This is a genomic window from Streptomyces sp. CY-1, from assembly GCF_047218265.1.
Lineage (GTDB): Bacteria > Actinomycetota > Actinomycetes > Streptomycetales > Streptomycetaceae > Streptomyces > Streptomyces niphimycinicus.
The window spans coordinates 6,950,780-6,975,255 of record NZ_CP178393.1; the positions used below are offsets into that span (position 1 = coordinate 6,950,780).

At 70.4% G+C, this 24,476-nt stretch carries 21 protein-coding genes; 16 read left to right on the forward strand and 5 right to left on the reverse strand.

Annotated elements, in window-relative coordinates; genetic code table 11:
- Positions 1 to 93: 93 nt before the first annotated feature.
- From ACK1X7_RS29955 to hutI, 3 genes are read left to right on the forward strand one after another with little or no spacing between them, the layout of a single operon-like run.
- On the forward strand, positions 94 to 1,281 hold the full coding sequence (locus ACK1X7_RS29955) for an allantoate amidohydrolase (RefSeq protein WP_385143580.1): 1,188 nt from the start codon (positions 94 to 96) through the stop codon (positions 1,279 to 1,281).
- A complete protein-coding gene (locus tag ACK1X7_RS29960; protein ID WP_413116917.1) occupies positions 1,278 to 2,702 on the forward strand; it encodes a formimidoylglutamate deiminase in 1,425 nt (474 codons plus the stop codon). Before ACK1X7_RS29955 ends, ACK1X7_RS29960 begins: the two co-directional genes overlap by 4 nt.
- A gap of 44 nt (positions 2,703 to 2,746) precedes the next feature.
- Positions 2,747 to 3,943 (forward strand): imidazolonepropionase, encoded by a 1,197-nt coding sequence (gene hutI / locus ACK1X7_RS29965; RefSeq protein ID WP_361497092.1) that lies wholly within the window; start codon positions 2,747 to 2,749, stop codon positions 3,941 to 3,943.
- Between the two features lie 106 nt (positions 3,944 to 4,049).
- On the opposite strand, the gene ACK1X7_RS29970 is transcribed toward hutI, so the two are convergent.
- Positions 4,050 to 4,997, reverse strand: a complete 948-nt coding sequence (locus tag ACK1X7_RS29970) for an RNA polymerase sigma factor SigF (protein ID WP_385143547.1) — start codon at positions 4,995 to 4,997, stop codon at positions 4,050 to 4,052.
- A 252-nt stretch (positions 4,998 to 5,249) separates the two neighbouring features.
- Here ACK1X7_RS29970 and ACK1X7_RS29975 point away from each other — a divergent pair, with 252 nt between their 5' ends.
- The 6 genes from ACK1X7_RS29975 to ACK1X7_RS30000 all read left to right on the forward strand — a co-directional run bounded on the left by ACK1X7_RS29975 (position 5,250) and on the right by ACK1X7_RS30000 (position 10,934).
- Entirely contained in the window at positions 5,250 to 5,618 is a 369-nt protein-coding gene (locus tag ACK1X7_RS29975; RefSeq protein WP_014061225.1) for an STAS domain-containing protein, read from the forward strand.
- Between the two features lie 183 nt (positions 5,619 to 5,801).
- The gene (locus ACK1X7_RS29980; protein ID WP_385143545.1) at positions 5,802 to 6,320 is read left to right on the forward strand and encodes an ATP-binding protein; all 519 of its coding nucleotides are present in this window, start codon (positions 5,802 to 5,804) and stop codon (positions 6,318 to 6,320) included.
- Positions 6,321 to 6,657: 337 nt separating this feature from the next.
- Positions 6,658 to 7,413 (forward strand): LPXTG cell wall anchor domain-containing protein, encoded by a 756-nt coding sequence (locus ACK1X7_RS29985; RefSeq protein WP_385143543.1) that lies wholly within the window; start codon positions 6,658 to 6,660, stop codon positions 7,411 to 7,413.
- A 122-nt stretch (positions 7,414 to 7,535) separates the two neighbouring features.
- Positions 7,536 to 8,462 carry a hypothetical protein gene (locus ACK1X7_RS29990; RefSeq protein WP_413115867.1) on the forward strand — a complete coding sequence of 309 codons (927 nt, stop codon included), beginning with the start codon at positions 7,536 to 7,538 and terminating at the stop codon, positions 8,460 to 8,462.
- Complete coding sequence (locus ACK1X7_RS29995; protein WP_385143539.1) at positions 8,459 to 9,532, forward strand: hypothetical protein; 1,074 nt, start codon at positions 8,459 to 8,461, stop codon at positions 9,530 to 9,532. The genes ACK1X7_RS29990 and ACK1X7_RS29995 overlap by 4 nt, the downstream gene beginning before the upstream one ends.
- 1 nt (position 9,533) lies before the next feature.
- Positions 9,534 to 10,934, forward strand: coding sequence for a hypothetical protein (locus ACK1X7_RS30000; protein ID WP_390795143.1), 1,401 nt, complete (start codon positions 9,534 to 9,536; stop codon positions 10,932 to 10,934).
- Positions 10,935 to 11,036: 102 nt separating this feature from the next.
- On the opposite strand, the gene ACK1X7_RS30005 is transcribed toward ACK1X7_RS30000, so the two are convergent.
- Positions 11,037 to 12,563: a peptide MFS transporter gene (locus tag ACK1X7_RS30005; RefSeq protein WP_385143535.1), complete on the reverse strand. Its 1,527-nt coding sequence runs from the start codon at positions 12,561 to 12,563 to the stop codon at positions 11,037 to 11,039.
- Between the two features lie 324 nt (positions 12,564 to 12,887).
- Here ACK1X7_RS30005 and ACK1X7_RS30010 point away from each other — a divergent pair, with 324 nt between their 5' ends.
- Together ACK1X7_RS30010 and ACK1X7_RS30015 are read left to right on the forward strand one after the other, a co-directional pair.
- Positions 12,888 to 13,568: a response regulator transcription factor gene (locus tag ACK1X7_RS30010; protein WP_385143533.1), complete on the forward strand. Its 681-nt coding sequence runs from the start codon at positions 12,888 to 12,890 to the stop codon at positions 13,566 to 13,568.
- Positions 13,569 to 13,590: 22 nt separating this feature from the next.
- Positions 13,591 to 14,844: an ATP-binding protein gene (locus tag ACK1X7_RS30015; RefSeq protein WP_385143531.1), complete on the forward strand. Its 1,254-nt coding sequence runs from the start codon at positions 13,591 to 13,593 to the stop codon at positions 14,842 to 14,844.
- Between the two features lie 47 nt (positions 14,845 to 14,891).
- On the opposite strand, the gene ACK1X7_RS30020 is transcribed toward ACK1X7_RS30015, so the two are convergent.
- Complete coding sequence (locus ACK1X7_RS30020; RefSeq protein WP_390795142.1) at positions 14,892 to 15,419, reverse strand: GtrA family protein; 528 nt, start codon at positions 15,417 to 15,419, stop codon at positions 14,892 to 14,894.
- Between the two features lie 43 nt (positions 15,420 to 15,462).
- On the opposite strand from ACK1X7_RS30020, the gene ACK1X7_RS30025 reads away from it, so the two are divergent.
- The 4 genes from ACK1X7_RS30025 (at position 15,463) to ACK1X7_RS30040 (ending at position 20,251) form a co-directional block, all read left to right on the forward strand.
- Positions 15,463 to 16,731, forward strand: coding sequence for a 5-(carboxyamino)imidazole ribonucleotide synthase (locus ACK1X7_RS30025; protein ID WP_385143527.1), 1,269 nt, complete (start codon positions 15,463 to 15,465; stop codon positions 16,729 to 16,731).
- Entirely contained in the window at positions 16,728 to 17,252 is a 525-nt protein-coding gene (gene purE / locus ACK1X7_RS30030) for a 5-(carboxyamino)imidazole ribonucleotide mutase (protein WP_385143525.1), read from the forward strand. Before ACK1X7_RS30025 ends, purE begins: the two co-directional genes overlap by 4 nt.
- Positions 17,253 to 17,442: 190 nt before the next feature.
- On the forward strand, positions 17,443 to 18,642 hold the full coding sequence (locus ACK1X7_RS30035; protein WP_385143523.1) for a dipeptidase: 1,200 nt from the start codon (positions 17,443 to 17,445) through the stop codon (positions 18,640 to 18,642).
- Between the two features lie 181 nt (positions 18,643 to 18,823).
- Positions 18,824 to 20,251: an alkaline phosphatase family protein gene (locus ACK1X7_RS30040; RefSeq protein WP_413115868.1), complete on the forward strand. Its 1,428-nt coding sequence runs from the start codon at positions 18,824 to 18,826 to the stop codon at positions 20,249 to 20,251.
- Positions 20,252 to 20,317: 66 nt separating this feature from the next.
- Here ACK1X7_RS30040 and ACK1X7_RS30045 read toward each other — a convergent pair whose 3' ends face one another.
- Positions 20,318 to 21,658: a UDP-glucose dehydrogenase family protein gene (locus ACK1X7_RS30045; protein WP_216344514.1), complete on the reverse strand. Its 1,341-nt coding sequence runs from the start codon at positions 21,656 to 21,658 to the stop codon at positions 20,318 to 20,320.
- Positions 21,659 to 21,822: 164 nt separating this feature from the next.
- Here ACK1X7_RS30045 and ACK1X7_RS30050 point away from each other — a divergent pair, with 164 nt between their 5' ends.
- Positions 21,823 to 22,998, forward strand: a complete 1,176-nt coding sequence (locus ACK1X7_RS30050) for an acyl-CoA dehydrogenase (protein WP_398161191.1) — start codon at positions 21,823 to 21,825, stop codon at positions 22,996 to 22,998.
- A 68-nt stretch (positions 22,999 to 23,066) separates the two neighbouring features.
- Here the strand turns inward: ACK1X7_RS30050 and ACK1X7_RS30055 are convergent, their stop codons facing one another.
- Entirely contained in the window at positions 23,067 to 24,389 is a 1,323-nt protein-coding gene (locus ACK1X7_RS30055; RefSeq protein WP_413115869.1) for an LCP family protein, read from the reverse strand.
- Between the last annotated feature and the right edge of the window lie 87 nt (positions 24,390 to 24,476).

The window sequence follows — 24,476 nt, forward strand, 5'->3', positions numbered from 1 at the left end:
GCACAACGCGACCACCGGGCCGCACTCGCCAACGAAACGGAAGGACCGGCGGCGGAAGGCGCACCCGCGACCACGGGCGCGTCGTTCCACGAGATGTGGCGCGACCTGGCCCCCATCGGCCGCAACACCACAACGAACGGCTACCGCCGCTACGCCTGGACGGAAGCCGACGCCGACTGCCGGACGTGGTTCAAGGAGCAGGCCCAGAACCGCGGCCTCACCTACGAAGTAGATCGCAACGGCAACCAATGGGCCTGGCTCGGTGACCCCACCGCCCAAGGCGCCGTGGTCACCGGCTCCCACCTCGACTCCGTCCCCGACGGTGGCGCCTTCGACGGCCCGCTGGGCGTCGTCTCCTCCTTCGCCGCCCTCGACGAGATGCGAGCACGGGGTGCGCACCCCACCAAACCGCTCGCCATCGTCAACTTCGGCGACGAGGAGGGCGCCCGCTTCGGCCTGGCCTGCGTGGGCTCCCGGCTGACCGCCGGGCAGCTCACCACGGACCAGGCGCACCAACTGCGCGACGGGGACGGGCTGAGCCTCCCCCAGGCGATGGAGCGCGCCGGATACGATCCGGACGCCATCGGCCCCGACCCGGAGCGGCTGGCCCGCATCGGCGCGTTCGTCGAGCTGCATATCGAGCAGGGGCGTGCCCTGGCGGACACGGACGACGCCGTGGGCGTCGCGTCCGCGATCTGGCCGCACGGCCGCTGGCGGTTCGACTTCCACGGCGAGGCCAACCACGCCGGGACGACCCGGATCGAGGACCGCCGCGATCCGATGCTCACCTACGCCAACACCGTCCTCGCGGCCCGTAAGAAGGCCAGGATCGCCGGGGCGCTGGCGACGTTCGGCAAGGTCAGCGTCGAGCCGAACGGGGTCAACGCGATCGCGAGCCTGGTCCGCGGCTGGCTGGACTCGCGCGCCGCCGACGAGGAGACCCTGGCGGCCGTGGTCGGCGAGATCGAGCGCGCCGCGCTCGAGCGCGGGGAGCGCGACGGGGTGGACGTGCGGGTCACCCGGGAGTCGTTCACCCCGGTCGTCGAGTTCGCCCATGACCTTCGGGACCGGCTGTCCGGGCTGCTGGGCGGCGTTCCGGTGCTGCCGACCGGGGCCGGGCACGACGCCGGCATTTTGTCCGCGTCCGTTCCTACGGCCATGCTGTTTGTAAGGAACCCCACCGGCGTCTCGCATTCACCCGCGGAGACGGCGGGCGAGGACGATTGCCTCGCCGGTGTGGCCGCGCTCGCGGAGGTACTGGAGGGCCTGGCGTGTCACTGACGGCGCAGACCTACTGGGCGGAGCACGCCTGGGTGGACGGCAGCGTGCGGTCGGACGTGGTGATCGTGGCCGCGGCCAACGGACGGATCGCGGCGGTGGTGCCCGGGAGTCCGCGCCCGCCCGCCGGATCCGTCACTCTCCGTGGCCTGACCATTCCCGGTCTGGCCAACGCCCACAGCCACGCCTTCCACCGGGCCCTGCGCGGTGTCGTACAGGCGGAGAGCGAGACGGAGAGCGAGGCCGGGACCGCGGCGGAGGGCGCGCCGGAGCGGCAGCGCGACGGGCAGGGGAAGGGCGCGCCGGACTCCTTCTGGACCTGGCGCGAGGTGATGTACTCAGTCGCCGACCGGCTGACCCCGGAGAGCTATTTCGAGCTGGCCCGCGCCGTCTACGCCGAGATGGCGATGGCCGGGATCACCTGTGTGGGGGAGTTCCACTACCTCCACCACGCGCCCGGCGGCGCCCGCTACGGCAACCCCAACGCGATGGGGGAGGCCCTGATCTCGGCCGCTGCCGAGGCCGGTATCCGGATCACCCTGCTCGACACCTGCTATCTCTCCTCCGGTTTCGGGGCCGAGCCCAACGAGCACCAGTTGCGCTTCTCCGACGGCACGGCGGAAGCCTGGGCCGAGCGGGTCTCGGAGCTGAAGAGCGACGGCAACACCCGCATCGGCGCGGCGATCCACTCGGTGCGGGCCGTCCCCGCCGATCAGCTCGCGACCGTGGCCGGATGGGCCCAGGAGCGCACGGCGCCCCTGCACGTCCATCTCTCCGAGCAGACCGCCGAGAACGACGCCTGTGTGGAGGCACACGGCTTCACCCCCACCCGGCTGCTCGCCGACCACGGTGTGCTGGGCCCGGAGACGACCGCCGTGCACGCCACCCATCTCACCCCCGGCGACATCCGGCTGCTGGGCCACACCGCCACCGGGGTCTGTATGTGCCCGACCACCGAGCGTGACCTCGCCGACGGAATCGGCCCGGCCGCCGAGCTACAGAGCGCGGGCTCACCGCTCTCGCTGGGCAGCGACAGCCATGCCGTGATCGACATCCTGGAGGAGGCCCGCGCCATGGAGCTCGACGAGCGGCTGCGCACCCGCGCCCGGGGCCACTGGACCGCGGCCCAACTGCTGCGGGCCGCCACCGTGGACGGTCACGCGGCGCTCGGCTGGGGCGCGGAGGCGGGCCGGATCGAGGTGGGCGCGCTCGCCGACCTCACCACGGTCGCACTGGACTCGGTGCGCACGGCGGGGCCGCCGCCCCGGCTGGGCGCCGAGACCGCCGTATTCGCGGCGACCAACGCGGACGTCCGGCACACCGTGGTCGGCGGCCGCCATGTCGTACGGGACGGCACCCATCAGCTCGTCCCGCGCGTCCCGCAAGCGCTGGCCGAATCCATCGAAGCCCTGCTCGGACGGTGATCCGGCCGCCACCGCAACGGCCGACGAAGGAGAACACCCCCACGATGACCACCGCGACGACCGCGACGACCGCGCCGACCACGACCGCCATCACCGACATCGCCGGTCTGGTCACCAATGACCCCTCCCTCGGTGAAGGCCCCCTCGGTCTGATCCGGGACGCGGCCGTCGTCATCGACGGCGACCGCATCGCCTGGGTCGGTGAGTCCAGCAAAGCACCCGCCACCGACAACCGGGTCGACGCCGGTGGCCGGGCGGCCATTCCGGGCTTTGTGGACTCCCACTCCCATCTGGTCTTCGCGGGCGACCGGACCGAGGAGTTCAACGCCCGGATGTCCGGCCGCCCCTACAGCGCGGGCGGCATCCGCACCACCGTCGCCGCCACCCGCGCCGCGTCGAACAACGTGCTGCACGCCAACGTCGGCCGCTATGTGGCCGAGGCGCGCCGCCAGGGCACCACGACCGTCGAGATCAAGTCCGGCTACGGGCTGACCTCGCAGGACGAGGCCCGCGCGCTGACCATCGCCGGTGCCCACACCGACGAGGTGACCTTCCTCGGGGCGCATATCGTGGCCCCCGAGTTCGCCGACGACCCGGCCGCGTACGTGGATCTGGTCACCGGCCCGATGCTGGACGCCTGCGCCCCGTACGCCCGCTGGATCGATGTCTTCTGCGAGCAGGGCGCCTTCGACGGCGACCAGGCCCGCACCATCCTGACGGCGGGCAAGGAGCGCGGGCTGATCCCGCGGGTCCACGCCAACCAGCTCTCCTACGGCCCCGGAGTGCAGCTCGCGGTGGAGCTGGGCGCCGCCTCGGCCGACCACTGCACCCATCTGACCGACGGGGACGTCGACGCGCTGGCCCAGGGGGAGACGGTCGCCACCCTGCTCCCCGGGGCGGAGTTCTCCACCCGCTCGACCTATCCGGACGCGCGCCGGCTGCTCGACGCGGGCGCCACGGTCGCGCTGTCCCCGGACTGCAACCCGGGCTCGTCCTTCACCAGCTCCATGCCGTTCTGTGTCGCCCTGGCCGTACGGGAGATGGGGATGACCCCCGACGAGGCGGTGTGGGCCGCCACGGCCGGTGGGGCGCGTGCCCTGCGCCGTACCGACGTGGGCCGGGTGAGCCCGGGCGCCCGCGCCGATCTGGCGCTGCTGGACGCCCCGTCCCATGTGCACCTCGCCTACCGCCCCGGCGTCCCGCTGATCTCGGCGGTATGGCACAACGGCACCCTGATCTGACCTGATCCGGCCTGACCTGACGGAACGGCAGCGCGCACGGATAGGCGCACGGATAAGGGCCCGTCCCGGTCGGCCGGGGGCGGGCCCTTATCCGTCTGCGGAGGCGTCACTCCTCGATCATCAGACCCTTACGGAGCCGACGGAGGGTGCGCGACAGCAGCCGCGAGACATGCATCTGGGAGATGCCCAGCTCCTCACCGATCTCCGACTGCGTCATATTCGCCACGAAGCGCAGGGAGAGGATCTTCCGGTCGCGTGCGGGCAGATCGGCGATCAGCGGCTTCAGGGACTCGACGTACTCGATGCCTTCGAGTCCGTGGTCCTCGTAGCCGATCCGGTCCGCCAGCGCTCCCTCGGAGTCGTCCTCCTCCGGCTGGGCGTCCAGCGAGCTCGCGGTGTACGCGTTGCTCGCGGCCATGCCCTCGACGACCTCGGCCTGGCTGATGTCCAGCCGCTGGGCCAGCTCGCCGACGGTGGGGGCGCGGTCCAGCCGCTGGGCCAGTTCGTCGCCGGCCTTGGCCAGGTCGAGACGGAGCTCCTGTAGCCGCCGCGGTACGCGCACCGACCAGCTCGTGTCGCGGAAGAAGCGCTTGATCTCGCCGACGATCGTCGGCATCGCGAAGGTCGGGAACTCGACGCCCCGGCCGGTCTCGAAGCGGTCGATGGCCTTGATCAGGCCGATGGTGCCGACCTGGACGATGTCCTCCATCGGCTCGCTGCGGGAGCGGAACCGGGAGGCGGCGAACTTGACCAGCGCCAAGTTGAGCTCGACCAGGGTGTTACGCACATAGGCGTATTCGTGGGTGCCTTCCTCCAGCACCTCGAGACGCTCGAAAAGGGTCTTCGACAGAGCCCTCGCGTCCACCGGTGCTACCGTGTCATAAGGAGGTATTTCCGGCAGATCGGACAATTCCGGCAGTTCGTCGAAGAGGTGGCCAACGGTCGCCTGGGCGTCCGCGTCCGGGGTGAACTGCTCGGGCAGGGGGGCCGACGAAACGGTGGTCCGGGTACTCCCCGAGGGTTCGGTACGCGTGTCGTCGAGGCGGGGTGACATAGTCTCCTCCATCGTTCTCGGCATATGGCTGCCGGTGCCATAACGTGCTGCTCCGGTGAGCGGCGCCTCCAAAGCCGGGCCGTAAGCGGATGTGACCCTCTACGCCTACCTGCATCAGCCACCAAGTGGCAAGTCCACGTTGTCCATATTTGCCGAACTATGCGAAATGTTCAGCTACCAGAGGACCGGGTAGAAGGCGTAGGGTTCGATGCGCGCAATCGAAAGCAACGAGACGCCAGAAGAGGTGCGCAGATGGACCGCGGGATGGTCGGCAGCGCCAGCAAAGGCCGGCTCCAGGTCGAGGTTCGGCACCACGGGGCGAGCGCGATCGTGACACCGGCGGGTGAGCTGGATCACCACACCGCCGAAGTGCTCCGCGAGCCGCTCGAGAAGTGCGTAGAGGGGGGACGTGTCCGGCTGGTGGTGGACTGCTCGAAGCTGGAGTTCTGCGACTCCACCGGGCTCAATGTCCTCCTCGGCGCACGGCTCAAGGCCGAGGCCGAAGGCGGCGGCGTCCATCTGGCCGGGATGCTGCCGATCGTTGCCCGAGTGTTCGAGATCACGGGCGCGGATGCTGTCTTTACGGTGCATGAGTCGCTCGACGCGGCCCTTGTCGAGTGACATAGGTCACTCCTGTTCCCGGCGTGTTATCGATGGGTCATCGATGCGTTGCCCGCGTCACATCAGTGGGGCGGAAGTAGTGGGTGTTCTCACGCTTTGGCCGGGCAGGAGACAGGCTGAAACTGTTGAAGAGATCAGGTATCCCTTGACCCTGAATCGGTGAATCGGTGAGGTGAAGCGCTGATGAGCACCACCCGGCCGTACCCGCCGGGCGACCGCGGCCCGGACCCGGACGGCCCCGCGGCTTCGGCCTCCCCACCGGCACCCCCGGCACCCCCGACCGCCGGTCCCCTCCGCCAGACCCGCAGGCTCGCTCTGATCGGGGCCAGCGGGGCCGTTCCGCGCGCCCGCGACTTCACACGCGAGGCGCTGCGCGACTGGGGGTGGCTTCCGGCGGCGACCGCCGACCACCGGGCCGCCGCCGAGGACGTCCTGCTCGTCGTCTCCGAACTGGTCACCAACGCCTGTCTGCACGCCGAGGGCCCCGAAGAGCTGCGCGTGAGCTGCAACGCCAAGGTGCTCCGCCTCGAGGTCGTGGACCTCGGCACCGGTACGCCCGCGCCGCGCACCCCGCACCGGGCCGGCCGGCCCGGCGGCCACGGCATGTTCATCGTCCAGCGGCTGTGCCTCGACTGGGGGGTCGTGCGGAACGTGGAGGGATCCGGCAAGACGGTCTGGGCCGAACTCGCCGCGCCGGGCTGAAGAGCGCGGCCCAGGCCCCACCGCGACACCACCGTCCACCCGCAGGCCCGGCCGATCCGCCGCGCCGACCCGGCCGTGGTCGACCCGGCCGTGCCCGCCACGGCCGGGGTCTCCTCCGGCGTTTCCGGCCCCGAGCCGGCCTGATCCGTGCCGCATTTCCGGCCCGGGCCCGTCTGATCCCGCCGCCGTAAGCGGCCACTTCACCCCTCTTCTCCGCTTCGCGCCGATCCGGCGTGCTTTTTGTCTTCCCTTGGCAAGGTCCCCGGCGTACCGTCAGCGCCCAATCTGATGTGCCGTCAGTTACATTCGGCTGCGGCGCTTGACGAGAGGGGATCTCGTGGTGTCCCACATCCAACGGCGCCCGGCCGGCCGTGGCGGCGCCCTCACGCTCGCGGCGGCCCTGGCCGGCTCCGTGGTGCTCCTCACCGCCCCGGCCGCGCACGCCGACACCGTGGACGTCGACTACCAGTGCAAGACACCGATCGGCGACAAGAGCGCCGTATCGCCCATCGATATCAAGAGCACCGCGAGCGGCGGCTCCTACAAGCTCACGATGTCCTTCGAGAAGGGCGTCTCCTCCAGCCCCGTCGAGCTCGGCAAGGGCGCCATGCACCCCAGCGCGCTCATCAAGCTGGGCGGAGCGGAGAGCGGCACGCTGTCGGTCTCGGGGCCCGCCAACGACAAGGCCATCCCGGCCAACACCCCGATCAAGATCAGTGATCTGTCGGGCACCTACACCCCCAAGAAGAGCGGAAAGGTCACCTTCACCGCCTCCACGCTCACCATCAAGGCGCTGGGAACGACCACCACCTGCACCCCCGGCAACAACCCCAAGCCCTCGCTGACGCTGGACGTCAAGGGCGCGGGCGGCGGCGGGGACTCCGGCTCCACCGGCGGTACGGGCAGTACGGGCGGTACGAGTACGGGCGGCACGGGCGGATCCGGCGGTGCGCAGGGCGGCTCCGGCAACGACCAGTTGCCACAGACCGGACCAGCGGACTCCGCCGTCGCGCTCGGCACCCTCGGCGGCACGGTGCTGCTCGCCGGAGTGGCCGGGGCGCTCTGGCTGACCCGCCGTCAGCGGACCCCCTGACGCTCGCGGCAGCCGAGGAGCCGCCGATGCCGCCGCGTATCCGTGCCGTCAGCCGCGCAGTCAGCCGTACAGCGGGCCGTGCGCTCAGCCGTGCAGCGAGCCGTACAACCGGCCGTGCGGCCATGCATGCCGTCGTCCGGCCGGCCGTCCGCGTCTGGGCCCCGGCCCTGCTGGCCGCGGCCCTGCTGGCCCCGGCGAGCCCGGTGTCCTGGGCCGCCCCGGCTGCCGCCGCCGGACCCGACTGGTCGGCGGCGCCCGCCGCCGGGGGCGGCAGCGCACCGGGCGCGGGCGACCGGCCGTACATCTACCTCGAAGGCGGGCCCGGCGCCGTCCTGGAGGACAAGCTGTCGGTCACCAACAAGGGCGAGCGCCCCCGCACCGTCCGGCTGCGCGCCGCCGACGGCGTCCGTATCGCGCTCGCCGGACAGCGGGTGACGGTGCCGCCCCGCACCCGCGCCGACATCCCCTTCACCGTCACCGTTCCCTCCGACGCGGCGCCCGGCGAACGTCCCGGCGCGGTCATGGTCTCCTCCGGCGGCCGGGAGATCGCGGTCCGGCTGCGGCTGCGGATCAGCGGTGCGACGCTGTCCGCCCTCGCCGTGGAGGACGTGACGATCCAGGGCCGCGGCGACCGGGCGGCCATCCGCTACGCCCTCGTCAACCGCGGCAACACCGTGCTCACCCCGCGGCTGGCCGTACGCGCCGACGGGCTCTTCGGCCAGGTGCTGCGCCGGGGCCCGCGCACCCTGCCGGTCGAGCTGCCGCCGGGCAAACGGGTGCGGCTCACCGAGAACTGGCCGCATCCGCCCGCCCTGGACTCGGTGGACGTGCGGCTCACGGTCACCGCGGGCGGGGGCGCACACGCCACCGCGACCGCCGGGTACACCGCCGTCCCCTGGTGGCTGCTCGCCCCCGCGGCGGCGGCTCTGGTGGGCGCGGGCACCGGCGGAGGCGTCTGGCTGCTGCGCAGACGACGGCGCCGACCCCGCACCCCACGACCGCAGCCACAGCCGCAACCGCAGAGCACAGGGGCAGGAGCGACCACGTGAACGCACGCCGATTCGCAGGCACCCCGGCCCGGCCCGCCGCCGTGGTCACCGTGCTCGCCCTGGTCCTCCTCGCCCTCGGTGCGCCCCTTACGGGCGGCGCCATGGCGGCCGAGGGCCCGACCGCGAAGGTATCCCGGGCCGAGGCGGGCACGGGCGGCACGGTCACCGTGACCGGCGCCCGATGGCGGCCGCGTGCCCTGCTGACCCTGCTCATCTGCGGCCAGAACATGATCGGCGGCACCAACTCCTGTGCCAACGGCGACGGCAGGGCGGTCACCGTCGGCGCGGACGGCACCTTCACCAAGAAGCTGCCGGTCTCCGAGCCGCCCAAACCCTGCCCCTGTGTCATCCATATAGCGACCGTCACCGGTGAAGCCGCCGCCGCGGACGTGACGTTCAAGGTCGCCGGGCATCCGGTCGCGCCGCTGCCGAAGGAACGCAGCGGAGGCGAGCGGCTGAGCGTGCTCTCGGCCCGGCTCGACGGCTCCAGCGGGCTGCTGACCTGGTTCGGCGCACCGCCGAGTCGACGGCTCGTGGTCACCGTCGGCAATCTCGGCTCGACCCCGGCCCGCGATCCGGTCTTCGAAGTGGGCACCTCACATGGCGTCTTCGCCCCCTCCTGGGAGGAGCAGCGATGGCGGGGGACGCTTCAGCCGGGGAAGAAGACGCAGGTCAAGCTGGACGTCGAACTGTCGGCCGGGGCCCATGGCGACTATCTGGTCTCGCTGCGCTACGGGGACAAGCTGCTCGTCGAACAGCCGTGGACGGTGGGGCGGCCCTGGGGCGTCACGCTCTTCTGGGTCCTGCTGTGCGTGGTGGTCGCGGCGACGGTCTTCCGGATCGGCATGGCCATCGTGGACAAGGTACGGCCCCGTACCTCCCGGGCCGCGCCCCCGCCCCCGCCCTCATCCTCGTCGTCCGGATCGAGCGCGTCCGGACCGGCCGCGGCGAACGGGGCGCATCCGGCGCTGCCCTGGTTCACCCCCGACACGGCGCCGGAGGCACCGCCGCACCACCAGATTTCCGCACCGTCCGAGGAGATCCGATCGACTCCGAAAGGAACCACCTGAGATGCGACGAAGAGTGAGTGCGGCCGCCGTCGCGCTGCTGCTCGGCGGTGCGGGCGTGCTGCTCGGCGCGGGCAGCGCGGCGGGCGCCGAGGTCTCGTACAAGACCGAGTGTCTACCGCCTCCGATCTCCGGTCTGCCGCCGGTGGAGGGCACCACGACCGTGGCCGTGACGGCACCGGCGACGGCCAAGGTCGGGGAGGAGGTCGAGGTGGTGTGGAAGACGGTGCAGGCCGCCTCCAAGAACCCGCCGATCCTCGACCTGGAGGCCAACACCATCCTGCCGACCGGCACCATCACGGTGGGCGGCGCACAGACCGGTGACCTGTCCATGGAGGGGCCGCGGGAGAACCCGGCGATCCCCAAGGGCGGTGAGATGAAGCTCTCCGACATGAAGGGGAAGCTGAAGCTCACCAAGGCGGGCGAGGTGACGCTGACACCCGGCGGCTACAACATCAATGTCAGCAAGCCGCTGTCCACGGACACCAAGTGCTCGGCGAAGGAGGACGTCAAGGCCGCCGCGACCATCAAGGTGACGGACGGCGGCAGCGGTCCGGGCGGCACGACCAGCGGCACCACGAGCGGGACGACCAGCGGCACGACAAGTGGCACCACCAGCGGTACGACGAGTGGGACCACGAGCGGTACGACCAGCGGTACCACCAGTGGCACCACGAGCGGCACGACCAGTGGCACCACGAGCGGGAACACCGGTGGCGGGGGCGGCGGAGGCGATTCGTACACCGGTAAGGAGGTTGAGGTCGCCTACGCCTGCAAGACCCCCATCGGCGACAAGAACGCGACCTCCCCGGTCCAGATCAACGCCACCAAGAGCGGCGGGAGCTTCGCGCTGACCGTGAAGTTCGGCAAGTCCGTGATGGACAGTCCGGCCGATATCCCCGCCGATTCGGTCAAGCCGTCGATGGCCGTCAAGGTGGGCGGTGCCGACAAGGGCACCGTCGCCGTGGCGGGGCCGACCAACAAGGGGCCCATCAAGTCCGGTGATCCGATCGAGATCCCCGACCTCACCGGCACCTACAAGCCGGGCGCGAGCGGCAAGTCGACGCTCACTCCCGGGGTGCTGACGGTCAAGGCGCTCGGTACGACCACCACCTGCACCCCGTCCAAGGACCCCGGCGCCTCACTCGAACTGGACACCACCGGCCAGCCCGGCGGCACCACCGGCGGTGACTCGACCGGTGGTGGCACGACCGGGGGCAGCGGCTCCGGGGGCGGCACCGCCGGCGGCGGCGGCTCGGCCACCAGCGGCGGGCTCGCCGACACCGGTGCCAGCGACCACGGCGGGCTGAAGGCGCTCGCCCTGATCGCCGGTACCACCGTGCTGCTCGGCGGCGCCATCTTCACCCTCACCCCGTGGCGCAAGCTGCGCGGCACCACCCGCTGAACCGGATAGCCACACCGAACGGCGAAGGGCCCGTCGCGGTTTCCCGCGCCGGGCCCCTCGTATCGCTACGGAGTGCCCGCGTACTTCGCTCCGCTGCGAACGTCAGTGGACGTCGGCCATCAGGGCCACGACCTTCTTCCGGTACATGAAGACCGCGAAGCCCGCGAGCGCCGCCATGGCCGCCTCCAGCGTGATCACCCCGACCCCGCTCAGGTCGACCCCGGCGATGGAGAGCAGCCCCGTGACGCAGTCGCCCGCGGTCACGGCCAGGAACCACACGCCCATCATCTGGCTGGCGTACTTCGCCGGCGCCATCTTGGTGGTCACCGACAGGCCGACCGGCGACAGGCACAGCTCGCCCATCGTCTGGACCATGTAGATCGACACCAGCCACAGCGGGCTGACCTTGGTCCCGTCCTGGGCCATCCCCATCGGCACGACGAAGACGAAGAACGAGGCGCCGACCAGGACCAGGGCCATCGCGAACTTCAGCGTGGTGTTCGGCTCCCGGTCACGCCGCGCCAGCCACAGCCACAGCCACGCGAAGACCGGGGCCAGCGCCATGATCATCAGCGGGTTGACCGACTGGAACCACGAGGACGGGAAGTGCAGCCCGAAGATCGTGTCCGCGGTCTTGGACTCGGCGAAGGCGGACAGCGTCGAACCGCCCTGGTCGTAGATCATCCAGAACACGGCGGCGGCCACGAAGAACCAGATGTAGCCGCTCACCTTGGTCTGCTCGACGGCCGAGAGCTCCCGGTCGCGCTTGATCCGGATGAGCACGCCGGTCGGGATGATCAGGCCCAGGACGGTGATCGGGATCAGCACCCAGTTGAGGGTCCAGCTTCCGCTGAGCACCACGCCGGTGTAGAAGACCGCGGCGACGATCAGCCAGATCATCGCCTTGCGCAGCCAGGAGCGGCGCTCCTCGGTCGCCAGCGGGGTGGGGACGACGTTGCTCTCCGGGCTCAGATGGCGGGTGCCGATCAGGAACTGGACCAGACCCAGCGCCATGCCCAGCGCGGCGAGCGCGAAGCCCAGGTGCCAGTTGTACGACTGGCCGACGGTGCCGATGACCAACGGGGCGGCGAAGGCACCGAGGTTGATGCCGATGTAGAAGAGGGTGAAGCCGCCGTCCCGGCGTGGGTCCTGCGGTCCGTCGTAGAGCTGGCCCACCATCGTCGAGATGTTGGCCTTGATCAGACCGGAGCCGAGCGCCACCAGCGCGAGGCCGACGAAGAAGGTCGCCTGGCCGGGGACGGAGAGCGCCAGATGCCCGGCCATGACGATCCCGGACGCGATGACCACCGTCTTGCGCGGGCCCCAGACCCGGTCGCCGAACCAGCCGCCCGGCATGGCCAGCAGATAGACCATGGCCAGATAGACCGAGTAGATGGCGACCGCGTTGCCCTCGGTCAGCCCGAGTCCGCCGCCCTGCGCGCCGGACTTGGCGTCGGGGCCGCCGGAGATCAGATAGACCACGAGGAGGGCCCGCATGCCGTAGAAGCTGAACCGCTCCCACATCTCGATCATGAAGAGAGTGGCCAGGCCGCGGGGGTGGCCGAAGAAGGTTTTGCCGCCGGCAGGGGTCCCCTGCGCGGTGGCGCCCTTCGTCAGGCTGGACGCCATGGTGGTTTCCTTGCGTGCTCAGAGAGCGCTGCCGAGGGGCCGGCGCCCATGGGGGGATGGCTGAGCGACTGAGCGCCGGACGTGGTCCGGGCCGGTCGTGCCGGCCCCTTCCCCGCTCCGGACATGACAGAGACCTTTGGGTGCGTCGTCGTCACCAAAGGTCCCGGAGGAGTGCTACAGACGTTGTTTCACCATACGACACGTACTTGACACTCTTGGAGACGGTGAGAGATAGCTCACGGTGGAGGCGTGCAACCTTCCGTGCTCCGTCCGTCGCGCCGTACGCGCCCCGTGCCCCGACCTCAGCGGACTACCATCACCCCCATGACCCGAGTACTGCTCGCCGAGGATGACGCATCCATCTCGGAGCCGCTCGCCCGCGCCCTGCGCCGCGAGGGGTACGAGGTCGAGGTGCGCGAGGACGGACCCACCGCGCTCGACGCCGGTCTGCAAGGAGGCGTCGACCTGCTCGTCCTCGACCTCGGCCTGCCCGGAATGGACGGGCTCGAGGTCTGCCGTCGGCTCCGTACGGAGGGCCACGGCTTTCCGGTGCTGGTGCTCACGGCCCGCGCGGACGAGGTGGACACGGTGGTCGGCCTGGACGCCGGCGCCGACGACTACGTCACCAAGCCCTTCCGGCTCGCCGAACTGCTCGCCCGGGTCCGGGCGCTGCTGCGGCGCGGTGCCGTCGAGACGCAGCAACAGCAGCCGGCCACCCATGGGGTGCGGATCGACGTCGAGTCGCACCGCGCCTGGATGGGCGACGAGGAGCTTCAGCTCACCGCCAAGGAGTTCGATCTGCTGCGCGTCCTCGTGCGGGACGCCGGGCGGGTCGTCACCCGCGATCAGCTCATGCGCGAGGTGTGGGACACCACCTGGTGGTCCTCCACCAAGACCCTCGATATGCATATCTCCTGGCTGCGCAAGAAGCTCGGTGACGATGCGGGCAACCCCCGCTATATCGCAACCGTTCGGGGTGTCGGCTTCCGATTCGAGAAAAGCTGACCGGGGCTGACACGGTGGGGCAATGCGCCGTCGTTTGATCAACTCCACGCTGGCCGTGGTGCTCGTCGTCATCGCGGTCTTCGGCCTGTCGCTGGTCATCGTCGAGACGCGGACCATCGAGAACAGCGCCCAGGAGAGCGTGAGCTCCGACGCGGTGCGCCTGGTCAGCATCGTCGACAGCAGGCTGCTGGGGGGCGAGGGGGTCACCCCCCAAGTGCTGCGCGAGCAGATCGAGCCCGGCCGCTACGCCGTGATCAGGATGCCCGACCACCGCAATGTGGAGATCGGCAAGCGCCCCACGGGCAGTGTCATCTCCGCCGAGGAGGCGGGTGAGCAGGGCGAGGTCGTACGGGTCGAGGCGTCCCGGACCACGGTGAGCCGCGAGGTCGGCCGCACCATGCTGATCATCCTCGCGGTCGCGCTGCTCGCCGTGCTCGCCGCCGTCGCCCTCGCCGTACGCCAGGCGCACCGGCTCTCCGCCCCGCTCACCGATCTCGCGGAGACCGCCGAGCGGCTGGGCTCCGGTGACCCCCGGCCGCGCCACCGGCGCTATGGGGTGCCGGAGCTGGACCGGGTCGCCGACGTCCTGGACGGGAGCGCCGAGCGCATCGCCCGGATGCTCACCGCCGAGCGGCGGCTGGCCGCCGACGCCTCGCATCAGCTCCGTACGCCGCTGACCGCGCTGTCGATGCGGCTGGAGGAGATCACGCTCACCGACGACCCGGAGACGGTCAAGGAGGAGGCGACGATCGCGCTGGGCCAGGTGGAGCGGCTCACCGACGTCGTCCAGCGGCTGCTGACCAATTCGCGCGATCCGCGCAGCGGCTCCGCGGTCGCCTTCGACCTGGACGAGGTCGTCAAGCAGCAGATCGAGGAGTGGCGCCCGGCCTCGCGCAGCGAGGGCCGCGCCATCGTGCGCTCGGGCAAGAAGGGGCTGCGCGCGGTGGGCACCCCGGGCGCGGTCGCCCAGGTGCTGGCGACGCTGATCGAGAACTCGCTGATGCACGGTGACGGCACGGTCGCGCTGCGTACCCGGGTCACCGGCAACCAGGCCGTGGTGGAGGTCTCCGACGAGGGGCCGGGGGTCTCCCCGGACCTGGGGGCGCGGGTCTTCGAGCGGACGGTCAGCGGACGGAACTCCACCGGGCTCGGGCTGGCCGTCGCCCGGGATCTCGCGGAGGCGGACGGCGGGCGGCTGGAGCTGCTCCAGCAGCATCCGCCGGTGTTCGCGCTCTTCCTCAGCCGGGAGGCCGACGACGCCTCGGCGGGCGCCTGAGCGGCGCCCGAGGGCCCTCGGGCGCTCCTTGCCGACCTGCTACGGACCTACTTGCGCACCGGCTGCTTACGGGTGGCCTGGGCGGGCGGCGCGTCGGACAGGAAGGCTTCCGCGCGCACGACGGCGTCCCGGGCGGGCAGTGTCCGGAACACCCAGGTCCGGTAGGACCAGAAGCGGAAGAGGGTGCCCAGGCCGATGCCGAGGAACTTGAACACATTGCTCTGAAGTGAGCTGTCCCACCCGAAGCCATAGGTGGCGGCGTAGAGCACCCCGTTCTCGATGATCAGGCCGATGGCGCTGAACAGCAGAAAGAGGCTGAGTTCCTTGGTGCGGCCCTGCTTGTCGCGGTCCCGGTAGGTGAAGTAGCGGTATCCCACGTAGTTGAAGCCGGTGGCGACCACCGTGGCCACGATGCTGGCCCGCACCACCGGCAGTTCGGTGAGGCTGCGGACCAGGTTGAACACCGCGAGATTGACGAAGACGCCGGCACCGCCGACCACCCCGAACTTCGCGATCTCGCGGGCCAGTTGCCCCATCTGGGCGCGCAGCCCGCCGAGTGTGCTCCGTTCACTCATGGTGATCGTTCAGCCCCGTCCCGTCGGCGTCGTCCATCCCACCATGCTAACCAGCGGCCGCGCCCCGCGCCCTTCAGGCCGCGGCCAGGTGTCCGGCGGGTATGTCTGGAGGTTCCTCCAACGCAGGTCAGGGCCGGTCGGCGGAGGAAGTTACCCTGGGAGGGTGACATTCCCGGTAGTCGGCATGGTCGGTGGCGGCCAGCTCGCCCGTATGACCCATGAGGCGGGCATCCCCCTCGGCATCAGGTTCAAGCTGCTCAGTGACACCCCTCAGGATTCGGCGGCCCAGGTGGTCAGCGATGTCGTCATCGGCGACTACCGCGACCTGGACGTTCTTCGTGCCTTCGCACAAGGCTGTGCTGTGGTCACCTTCGACCACGAGCATGTCCCGGCGGAGCATCTGCGCGCCCTGGAAGCGGATGGCGTGGTCATCCGCCCCGGAGTCGAGGCGCTGCTGCACGCCCAGGACAAGGGTGTGATGCGCGAGCGGCTGAGCGAGGCCGGTGTGCCGTGCCCGCGCCACCGCATCGTGGCCGACCCCGAGGACGTCGCGCGGTTCGCGGCGGAAGCGGGGGAGGGCGACGGATTCCCGGTCGTCCTCAAGACGGTGCGCGGCGGTTACGACGGCAAGGGCGTCTGGGTCGTCCGCGGCGTGGCGGAGGCGGCCGAGCCGTTCCGCGCGGGGGTGCCCGTCCTCGCCGAGGAGATGGTCGACTTCGCCCGTGAGCTGGCCGCCAACGTCGTACGGTCCCCGCACGGCCAGGCCGTGGCCTACCCCGTCGTGGAGTCGATCCAGGTGGACGGGGTCTGCGACACCGTGATCGCCCCGGCCCCCGGCCTCTCCGAGGAGCTCTCCGGTACGGCGCAGGAGATGGCGCTGAAGATCGCGGCGGAGCTGGGTGTGGTCGGCCATCTCGCGGTCGAGCTGTTCGAGACCCGCGACGGCCGGCTGCTGGTCAACGAGCTGGCGATGCGCCCCCACAACTCCGGTCACTGGACCCAGGACGGCGCCGTCACCTCCCAGTTCGCCAACCATGTGCGGGCCGTACTCGACCTCCCGCTCGGCGACCCGCGGCCGCGCGCGCCATGGACCGTGATGACCAATGTGCTCGGCGGCGACTACCCCGATATGTACGGCGCGTATCTGCACTGCATGGCGCGCGACCCGGCGCTCAAGATCCATATGTATGGCAAGGACGTGAAGCCCGGCCGCAAGGTCGGCCACGTCAACACCTATGGCGACGACCTGGCCGATGTGCGCGAGCGCGGCCGGCACGCCGCCGACTACCTCCGAGGGACCATCACCGAATGAGCGCTCCTGTGATCGGCATCGTCATGGGCTCCGACTCCGACTGGCCCGTCATGGAAGAAGCGGCCAAGGCCCTCGACGAGTTCGAGGTCCCGTACGAGGTGGATGTCGTCTCGGCCCACCGCATGCCGCGCGAGATGGTCGCCTACGGGGAGAACGCGGCATCCCGCGGCCTCAAGGCCATCATCGCGGGCGCGGGCGGCGCCGCCCACCTCCCGGGCATGCTCGCGTCCGTCACCCCGCTGCCGGTGATCGGGGTGCCCGTACCGCTGAAGTACCTCGACGGCATGGACTCCCTGCTGTCGATCGTCCAGATGCCCGCGGGCGTCCCGGTCGCCACCGTCTCCATCGGCGGCGCCCGCAACGCGGGCCTGCTGGCCGCTCGAATCCTGGCCGCACACGACTCCGGACTCCAGGCACGCATGTGCGAGTTCCAGGACGAACTCAACGCCCAGGCAACGGAAAAGGGGAAGCGCCTGCGGGCGAAGGTGGACGGGGCGGGTTCGTTCGGCTTCGGTCACTGAGCCCATTCCAGCCCCTCCGGCGTTTGAGGAGCGGGGTCCGGGGCGGAGCCCCGAAAACGGGGGGCTGGGGGCGGAGCCCCCAGTTTCGGGAAGGGGCGGGGTGGGGCATGGCCCGCCGCAGGCGCCCCCACCGCACACGCGCCGCCCCCCAACACGTGACTTCGGCCGAGCCACGGACGAAAATGCCAGGATGACCGATCACCTCGCGCAGGCCCACGACCTGCTGGCCGCCCACCCCGTCGTAGACGGCCACAACGACTTCCCCTGGGCCCTGCGCGAGCAGGTCCGCTACGACCTGGACCAGCGCGACATGGCCGCCGACCTCACCCAGCACACCCACACCGACATCCCGCGCCTCCGAGCGGGCGGCGTAGGCGCCCAGTTCTGGTCGGTGTACGTGCGCTCGGACTTCAGCGGTGACACCGCAGTCAGCGCCACCCTCGAACAGATCGACGTCGTCCGCCGCTTCAACGAGCGCTACGCGACCGACCTGCGCCCCGCCCTCACCGCCGACGACATGGAGGCGGCGCGGACCGAGGGCCGCATCGCCTCCCTCATGGGCGCCGAGGGCGGCCACAGCATCAACTGCTCGCTGGCCACTCTGCGCACCCTGTACGACCTCGGCGTGCGGTACATGACGCTCACCCACAACGACAACGTCCCGTGGGCCGACTCGGCGACCGACGAGCCGAAGGCGCATGGCCTGACCCGCTTCGGCGAGGAGGTGGTGCGCGAGATGAACCGCCTGGGCATGCTCGTGGACCTCTCCCATGTCTCGGCCGACACCATGCGCGACGCGCTCCGGGTGACCGAGGCGCCCGTGGTCTTCTCGCACTCCTCCGCACGCGCCGTCTGCGACCATCCGCGCAATATCCCCGACGATGTGCTGGGGCTGCTGCCCGCCAACGGGGGCGTGGCGATGGCCACCTTCGTCCCCAAGTTCGTCCTGCCCGAGGCGGTCGCCTGGACCAAGGCGGCGGACGAGAACATGCGCGCCCACGGAATGCATCCGCTGGAGATGACGTCCGCCGGGATAAAGGTCCAGCGTGCCTTCGAGGAGGCCAACCCGCGTCCCCTGGCGACGGTGTCGACCGTCGCCGACCACCTCGACCATATGCGCGAGGTGGCGGGCATCGACCACATCGGCATCGGCGGCGACTTCGACGGTACCGCCTTCACCCCCGAGGGCCTCACCGATGTCGCGGGCTATCCGAACCTGATCGCCGAGCTTCTCGGCCGCCGCTGGTCACCGGCTGACCTCGCCAAGCTGACCTGGCAGAACGCGGTCCGTACGCTGCGTGGCGCCGAGGACGTGGCGCGCGCCGCGCAGAGCACCCGCGGCCCGTCCCTCGCGACCATCGACCAACTGGACGGCGCGGCCACCGCCTGACGCACCACCGGCCGAACACACTGACCGACCTGACGCACCAACAGCCGCTTTAGCGGCTCTTGGTGCCTTTGCGATGCCTTGATGCATCGTTCACGTAATTCTCCTCTTCCCCGTTGCCTTCCGGGCGAGAGAGTCGAAGTGGTCTGACGATCTCTCACGCGCTCAACGGGAAAGAGGCGTTATGCCCGACTTCACCCGCCGTAGACTTCTCGGTGCCGCCGCCGGCTCGCTCGGTGTGGGCGCGGCGGCGTCGCTGTTGCCGCCGAGTGTGCAGCAGGCGATAGCCGCCGGACCGGCCAAGGGCGGCTCCCTCCACGACATCGAGCACGTCGTCCTGCTGATGCAGGAGAACCGCTCGTTCGACCACTACTTCGGCACCCTCAAGGGGGTCCGCGGTTTCGCCGACCCGGACGCTCTGACCCTCTCCACCGGCAAGTCCGTCTTCTACCAGCCGGACGAGGAGAACCTGGACGGCTATCTGCTCCCGTTCCATCTGGACACCCACTCCACCAGCGCCCAGGCGATCCCCTCCACCAGCCACGCCTGGTCGGTGCAGCACGAGGCGTGGAACAAGGGCGCCATGGACAAGTGGCTGCCCGCGCACCGTAAGGCCGACGGCAAGAACGGTCCGTACGTCATGGGCTATCACACCCGTGAGGACATCCCGTTCCAGTTCGCGCTCGCCGAGGCGTTCACGATCTGCGACAACTACTTCTGCTCGGTCTTCGGCCCCACCTGGCCCAACCGGCTGTACTGGATGACGGGCACCATCGACCCGGCGGGCCGCAAGGGCGGTCCGGTCCTGGACAACACCGCCCCGCAGCCGTACCGCTGGACGACATACGCCGAACGCCTCCAGCAGGCGGGCGTGAGCTGGAAGGTGTACCAGGAGGAGGACGACTACGGCTGCAATCTGCTGGAGCAGTTCCAGCAGTTCCGGGACGCCGAGCCGGGCGATCCGCTGCACGACCGCGGCATGGTGGTCAGCCCCGCCGGGACGTTCGAGGAGGACGCCCGCAACGGCCGGCTGCCGACCGTCTCCTGGATCATCCCCACCAGCACCCAGTCCGAGCACCCGGACTATCTGCCCGCCGCCGGCGCCGACTACGTGGCCTCGAAGATCGAGGCCATCGCGGCCAACCCGGAGGTCTGGCGCAAGACCGTCTTCATCCTCAACTACGACGAGAACGACGGCCTGTTCGACCATGTCCCGCCGCCCACCCCCAAGCAGGGGACCGTGGACGAGTTCGTGGGCGGCCTGCCCATCGGGGGCGGCTTCCGGGTGCCCTGTCTGATCGTCTCGCCGTGGACGGTGGGCGGCTGGGCCGCGGGCCAGGCGTTCGACCACACCTCGGTGCTCCAGTTCCTGGAGCGGCTGACCGGGGTCGAGGAGCCGAACATCAGCCAGTGGCGCCGCCGCACCTTCGGCGACCTCACCTCGGCCTTCGGCTTCTCGCATGCCGCGCCGAAGCCGCCGAAGCTGCCGGACGACACGGCCGAGCAACTGGAGCAGGCCAAGAAGGACGTCGAGAACCTTCCCAAGCCGACCCTGCCGGGCGCCGACCAGAAGCCCCCGCGGCAGGAACGCGGCCACCGCCCCCGCCGCTGAAACCGGCCCGACGCCACTGCCCCCACCGGAGCCCGTCCGGTGGGGGCAGTGGCGTCGGGCGAACGGCTACGCCAGCGGGCGCCCCAAGGCGCGGTAGGTCCAGCCGGCCTCGCGCCAGTGGTCGGGGTCCAGGGCGTTGCGCCCGTCCAGGATGCGGCGCTCGGCGACGACGCTGCCGAGGGCCGCCGGGTCCAGCTCGCGGAACTCGCGCCACTCGGTGAGATGCAGCACCGCATGCGCGCCCTGCGCCGCCTCGGCCGCCGTCGCCGCGTAGGCGAGGGTCGGGAAGAGGGCCCGGGCGTTCTCCATGCCCTTGGGGTCGAAGACGGTGACCTGGGCGCCCTGGAGCTGTATCTGACCGGCAACGTTGAGTGCGGGGGAGTCCCGGACGTCGTCCGAGTCCGGCTTGAAGGTCGCGCCCAGCACGGCGACCCGCTTGCCCAGGAAGCTGCCGCCGACGGCCTCGCGGGCCAGCTCGACCATATGGCCGCGGCGCCGCATATTGATCGAGTCGACTTCGCGGAGGAAGGTCAGCGCCTGGTCGGCGCCCAGCTCACCGGCGCGCGCCATGAAGGCCCGGATGTCCTTGGGCAGGCAGCCGCCGCCGAAGCCGATCCCGGCCCGCAGGAACTTGCTTCCGATGCGCTCGTCGTAGCCGATGGCCTCGGCGAGCTTGACCACATCGCCGCCTGCCGCCTCGCAGACCTCGGCCATGGCGTTGATGAAGGAGATCTTCGTCGCCAGGAAGGAGTTGGCCGCGACCTTCACCAGCTCGGCGGTCGGGAAGTCGGTCACCACGAAGGGCGAGCCCTCGGCGATGGGCGTCTCGTACACCTCGCGGAGCAGCTTCTCGGCCCGGTCGCCGGCGACGCCGACCACGATCCGGTCCGGGTGCAGGGTGTCCTGGACGGCGAATCCCTCGCGCAGGAACTCCGGGTTCCAGGCCAGCTCCGCGTCCGCCCCCACCGGGGCCAGCTCGGCCAGCCGGGCCGCGAGCAGGTCGGCGCTGCCGACCGGCACCGTGGACTTGCCCACGACCAGCGCGGGGCGGCGCAGATGCGGGGCGAGCGAGTCCACCGCGGCGTTCACGTAACTCATGTCACAGGCGTACTCGCCGTGCTTCTGCGGGGTGTTCACACAGATGAAGTGGATGTCGCCGAACTCCCCGGCCTCCTCGTAGGAGGTGGTGAAGCGCAGCCGCCCGGTGGCGCCCTCGATCCCCGCGACATGGCGCCGCAGCAGGTCCTCGAGGCCGGGCTCGTACATCGGCACCCGGCCCTCGGTGAGCATCGCGATCTTCTCGGGCACGATGTCGAGGCCGAGCACCTCGAAGCCCAGTTCCGCCATGGCCGCTGCGTGGGTGGCGCCGAGGTAGCCGGTGCCGATCACAGTGATCTTGAGGGCCATGCAGTGCTCCAGAACGGTCGATCGCAGATGCGGTGCCTGAGCATAGTCGGGACCACGGGACGGGCTCAGCCGACTCTGTCAGGTAACTCACGTATACCTACCGGGGCGCCGCCCCTAGAATTCAGTTACTTAACGGTAGTTAGCACTCTTGGGGAGTGAGAGGCTTGGCGTCCTCGGTGAACGACTTCGACCTGTACCGGCCGTCCGAGGAGCATGACATGCTCCGGGACGCCGTCCGCTCTCTCGCCGAGGCGAAGATAGCCCCCTTCGCGGCAGAGGTCGACGAGGGGGCCCGCTTCCCCCAGGAGGCGCTCGACGCCCTGGTCGCGAACGATCTGCACGCGGTGCACGTCCCCGAGTCCTACGGCGGCTCCGGCGCGGACGCGCTGGCCACCGTGATCGTCATCGAGGAGGTCGCCCGGGTCTGCGCCTCGTCCTCCCTGATCCCCGCGGTCAACAAGCTGGGCTCGCTGCCGGTCATCCTCTCCGGCTCCGAGGAGCTGAAGAAGAAGTACCTGGCGCCGCTCGCCAAGGGCGACGCGATGTTCTCGTACTGTCTCTCCGAGCCGGACGCGGGCTCGGACGCGGCGGGGATGAAGACCAAGGCGGTGCGCGACGGCGACTCCTACGTCCTCAACGGCGTCAAGCGCTGGATCACCAACGCCGGGGTCTCCGAGTACTACACGGTGATGGCCGTCACCGACCCCGAGAAGCGCTCCAAGGGCATCTCCGCCTTCGTCGTCGAGAAGGGCGACCCGGGCGTCTCCTTCGGCGCCCCGGAGAAGAAGCTCGGCATCAAGGGCTCCCCGACCCGTGAGGTCTATCTCGACAACGTCCGCATCCCCGCCGACCGCATGATCGGCGAAGAGGGCACCGGCTTCGCCACCGCCATGAAGACCCTCGACCACACCCGGATCACCATCGCCGCGCAGGCCCTCGGCATCGCCCAGGGCGCCCTGGACTACGCCAAGGGGTACGTCCAGGAGCGCAAGCAGTTCGGCAAGCCGATCGGCGACTTCCAGGGCGTCCAGTTCATGCTCGCCGACATGGCCATGAAGCTGGAGGCCGCCCGGCAGCTCACCTACGCGGCGGCGGCCAAGTCCGAGCGGGTCTCCGCCGGGGGCGGCAAGGAGGACCTGACGTTCTTCGGTGCCGCGGCCAAGTGCTACGCCTCGGATGCCGCGATGGAGATCACCACGGACGCCGTCCAGCTTCTCGGCGGCTACGGCTACACCCGTGACTACCCGCTCGAGCGGATGATGCGCGACGCCAAGATCACGCAGATCTACGAGGGCACGAATCAGGTTCAGCGCATCGTGATGGCAAGGAACCTTCCGTAGTCTTCGAAAGACCAAAGACCGCTGCCGGGCCCGACGGGCCCGGCAGCGGTCTTTGGTGGTGGTCCGGATCAGTTGCTGGAGACCGTGACCTTGTCGTCGTTCTTCAGCTCGCTCATGAGCTGCTTGACCTTGCCCATGTCCCACTGCACCGCGCTGCCCTTGGAGGTGGCCAGGCCGGGGTTGGAGATGGGCATGTTCATCTGCTTGCCGTCACCGCCGGAGACGCTCTTCATCGCGAAGAACATGTCCTTCACGTCCCACAGGCTCATGTCCTTGTCGACGACCAGGTTGTCCAGGCCGGCGCCCATCGTCGGGTAGAGCTTGAACGGGTTCATGATCGTGCTCGGCGAGGCCGCCTTGTTGGCCAGCGCGGAGAGGAACTTCTGCTGGTTCTTGGTGCGGTCCAGGTCGCCGCCCGCGAGGCCGTAGCGCTGCCGGACGAAGGCGAGCGCCTGCTGGCCGTTCAGCGTCTGCTTGCCCTTCTTCAGGTCATTGCCGGACTTCTTGTCCTTCATGTCCTGCGGGACGTCGATGTCGACGCCGCCGACCCCGTCCACGAGATTGGCGAAGCCGTCGAAGCCGATCTCCGCGTAGTGGTCGATCTTCAGGCCGGTGTTGTACTCGATCGTGCGGACGAGCAGCGAGGGGCCCTCGGAGGAGTACGACGCGTTCAGCTTGTTCTGGCTCTGCGGGATCCGCCGGCCGCTCTCCGAGCCGGTGAAGGCCGGGATGGTGACCCAGGAGTCACGCGGGAGGCTGACCATGGTGTTCCCGTTCTCACCGACATGGAGAAGGATCATGGAGTCGGTGCGGCGGCCGTCGGCCGAGCCGGTGTGCAGCTTCTTCTTGTCCGCGTCGGACATGCCCTCGCGGCTGTCCGAACCCACGATCAGGTAGTTGGTGCCCTTGCCGCCGCCCGGCCGGTCCTCGACCTTGCTGAGGTCGACCTCGTTGCGGAGCTTGGAGTCGGCCCAGATGTAGGTGCCGATGCCGACGGCGAGCAGCAGGACGACCAGGGTGACCAGGCCGATGGTTATCCGGCGCTTCCAGTTCTTCGGCCTCACCGGACGTGGGCCGGGGCCGCCCGGACCGCCGGGGCCGTGGGGGCCGCCGCCGCCCGGTCCGCCGTTGCCGTGGCCGTAGACCTGCCCCGTGTTGTAGCCGTCGTCGTAGTCGTCATAGCCCTGGGACGCCTGCTGCCGCGGAATGGTGCCGTGGGGCGAGAGGTCGGGCGGCAGTGGCGGTTCGTTGTAGGGCGGCGGACCGCCCGCACCGGGCGCCGAGCGCCTCACTTGCGGCATGGCGCGGGCCCCCTCCGGTTCGGGGCTGCCGCTACCACGTCCGTACCGGCCGCTGCGGTCGCCGGTCGATCCCTGGGGCCATTCGCTCATGCAAGGCAGTGTGCCTGGTCGGGTGGGTCCCCTTACAGGGCGGGGGCCGGATCGGGGCACGGCTGTTGCAGACCTGATAAGAATGTC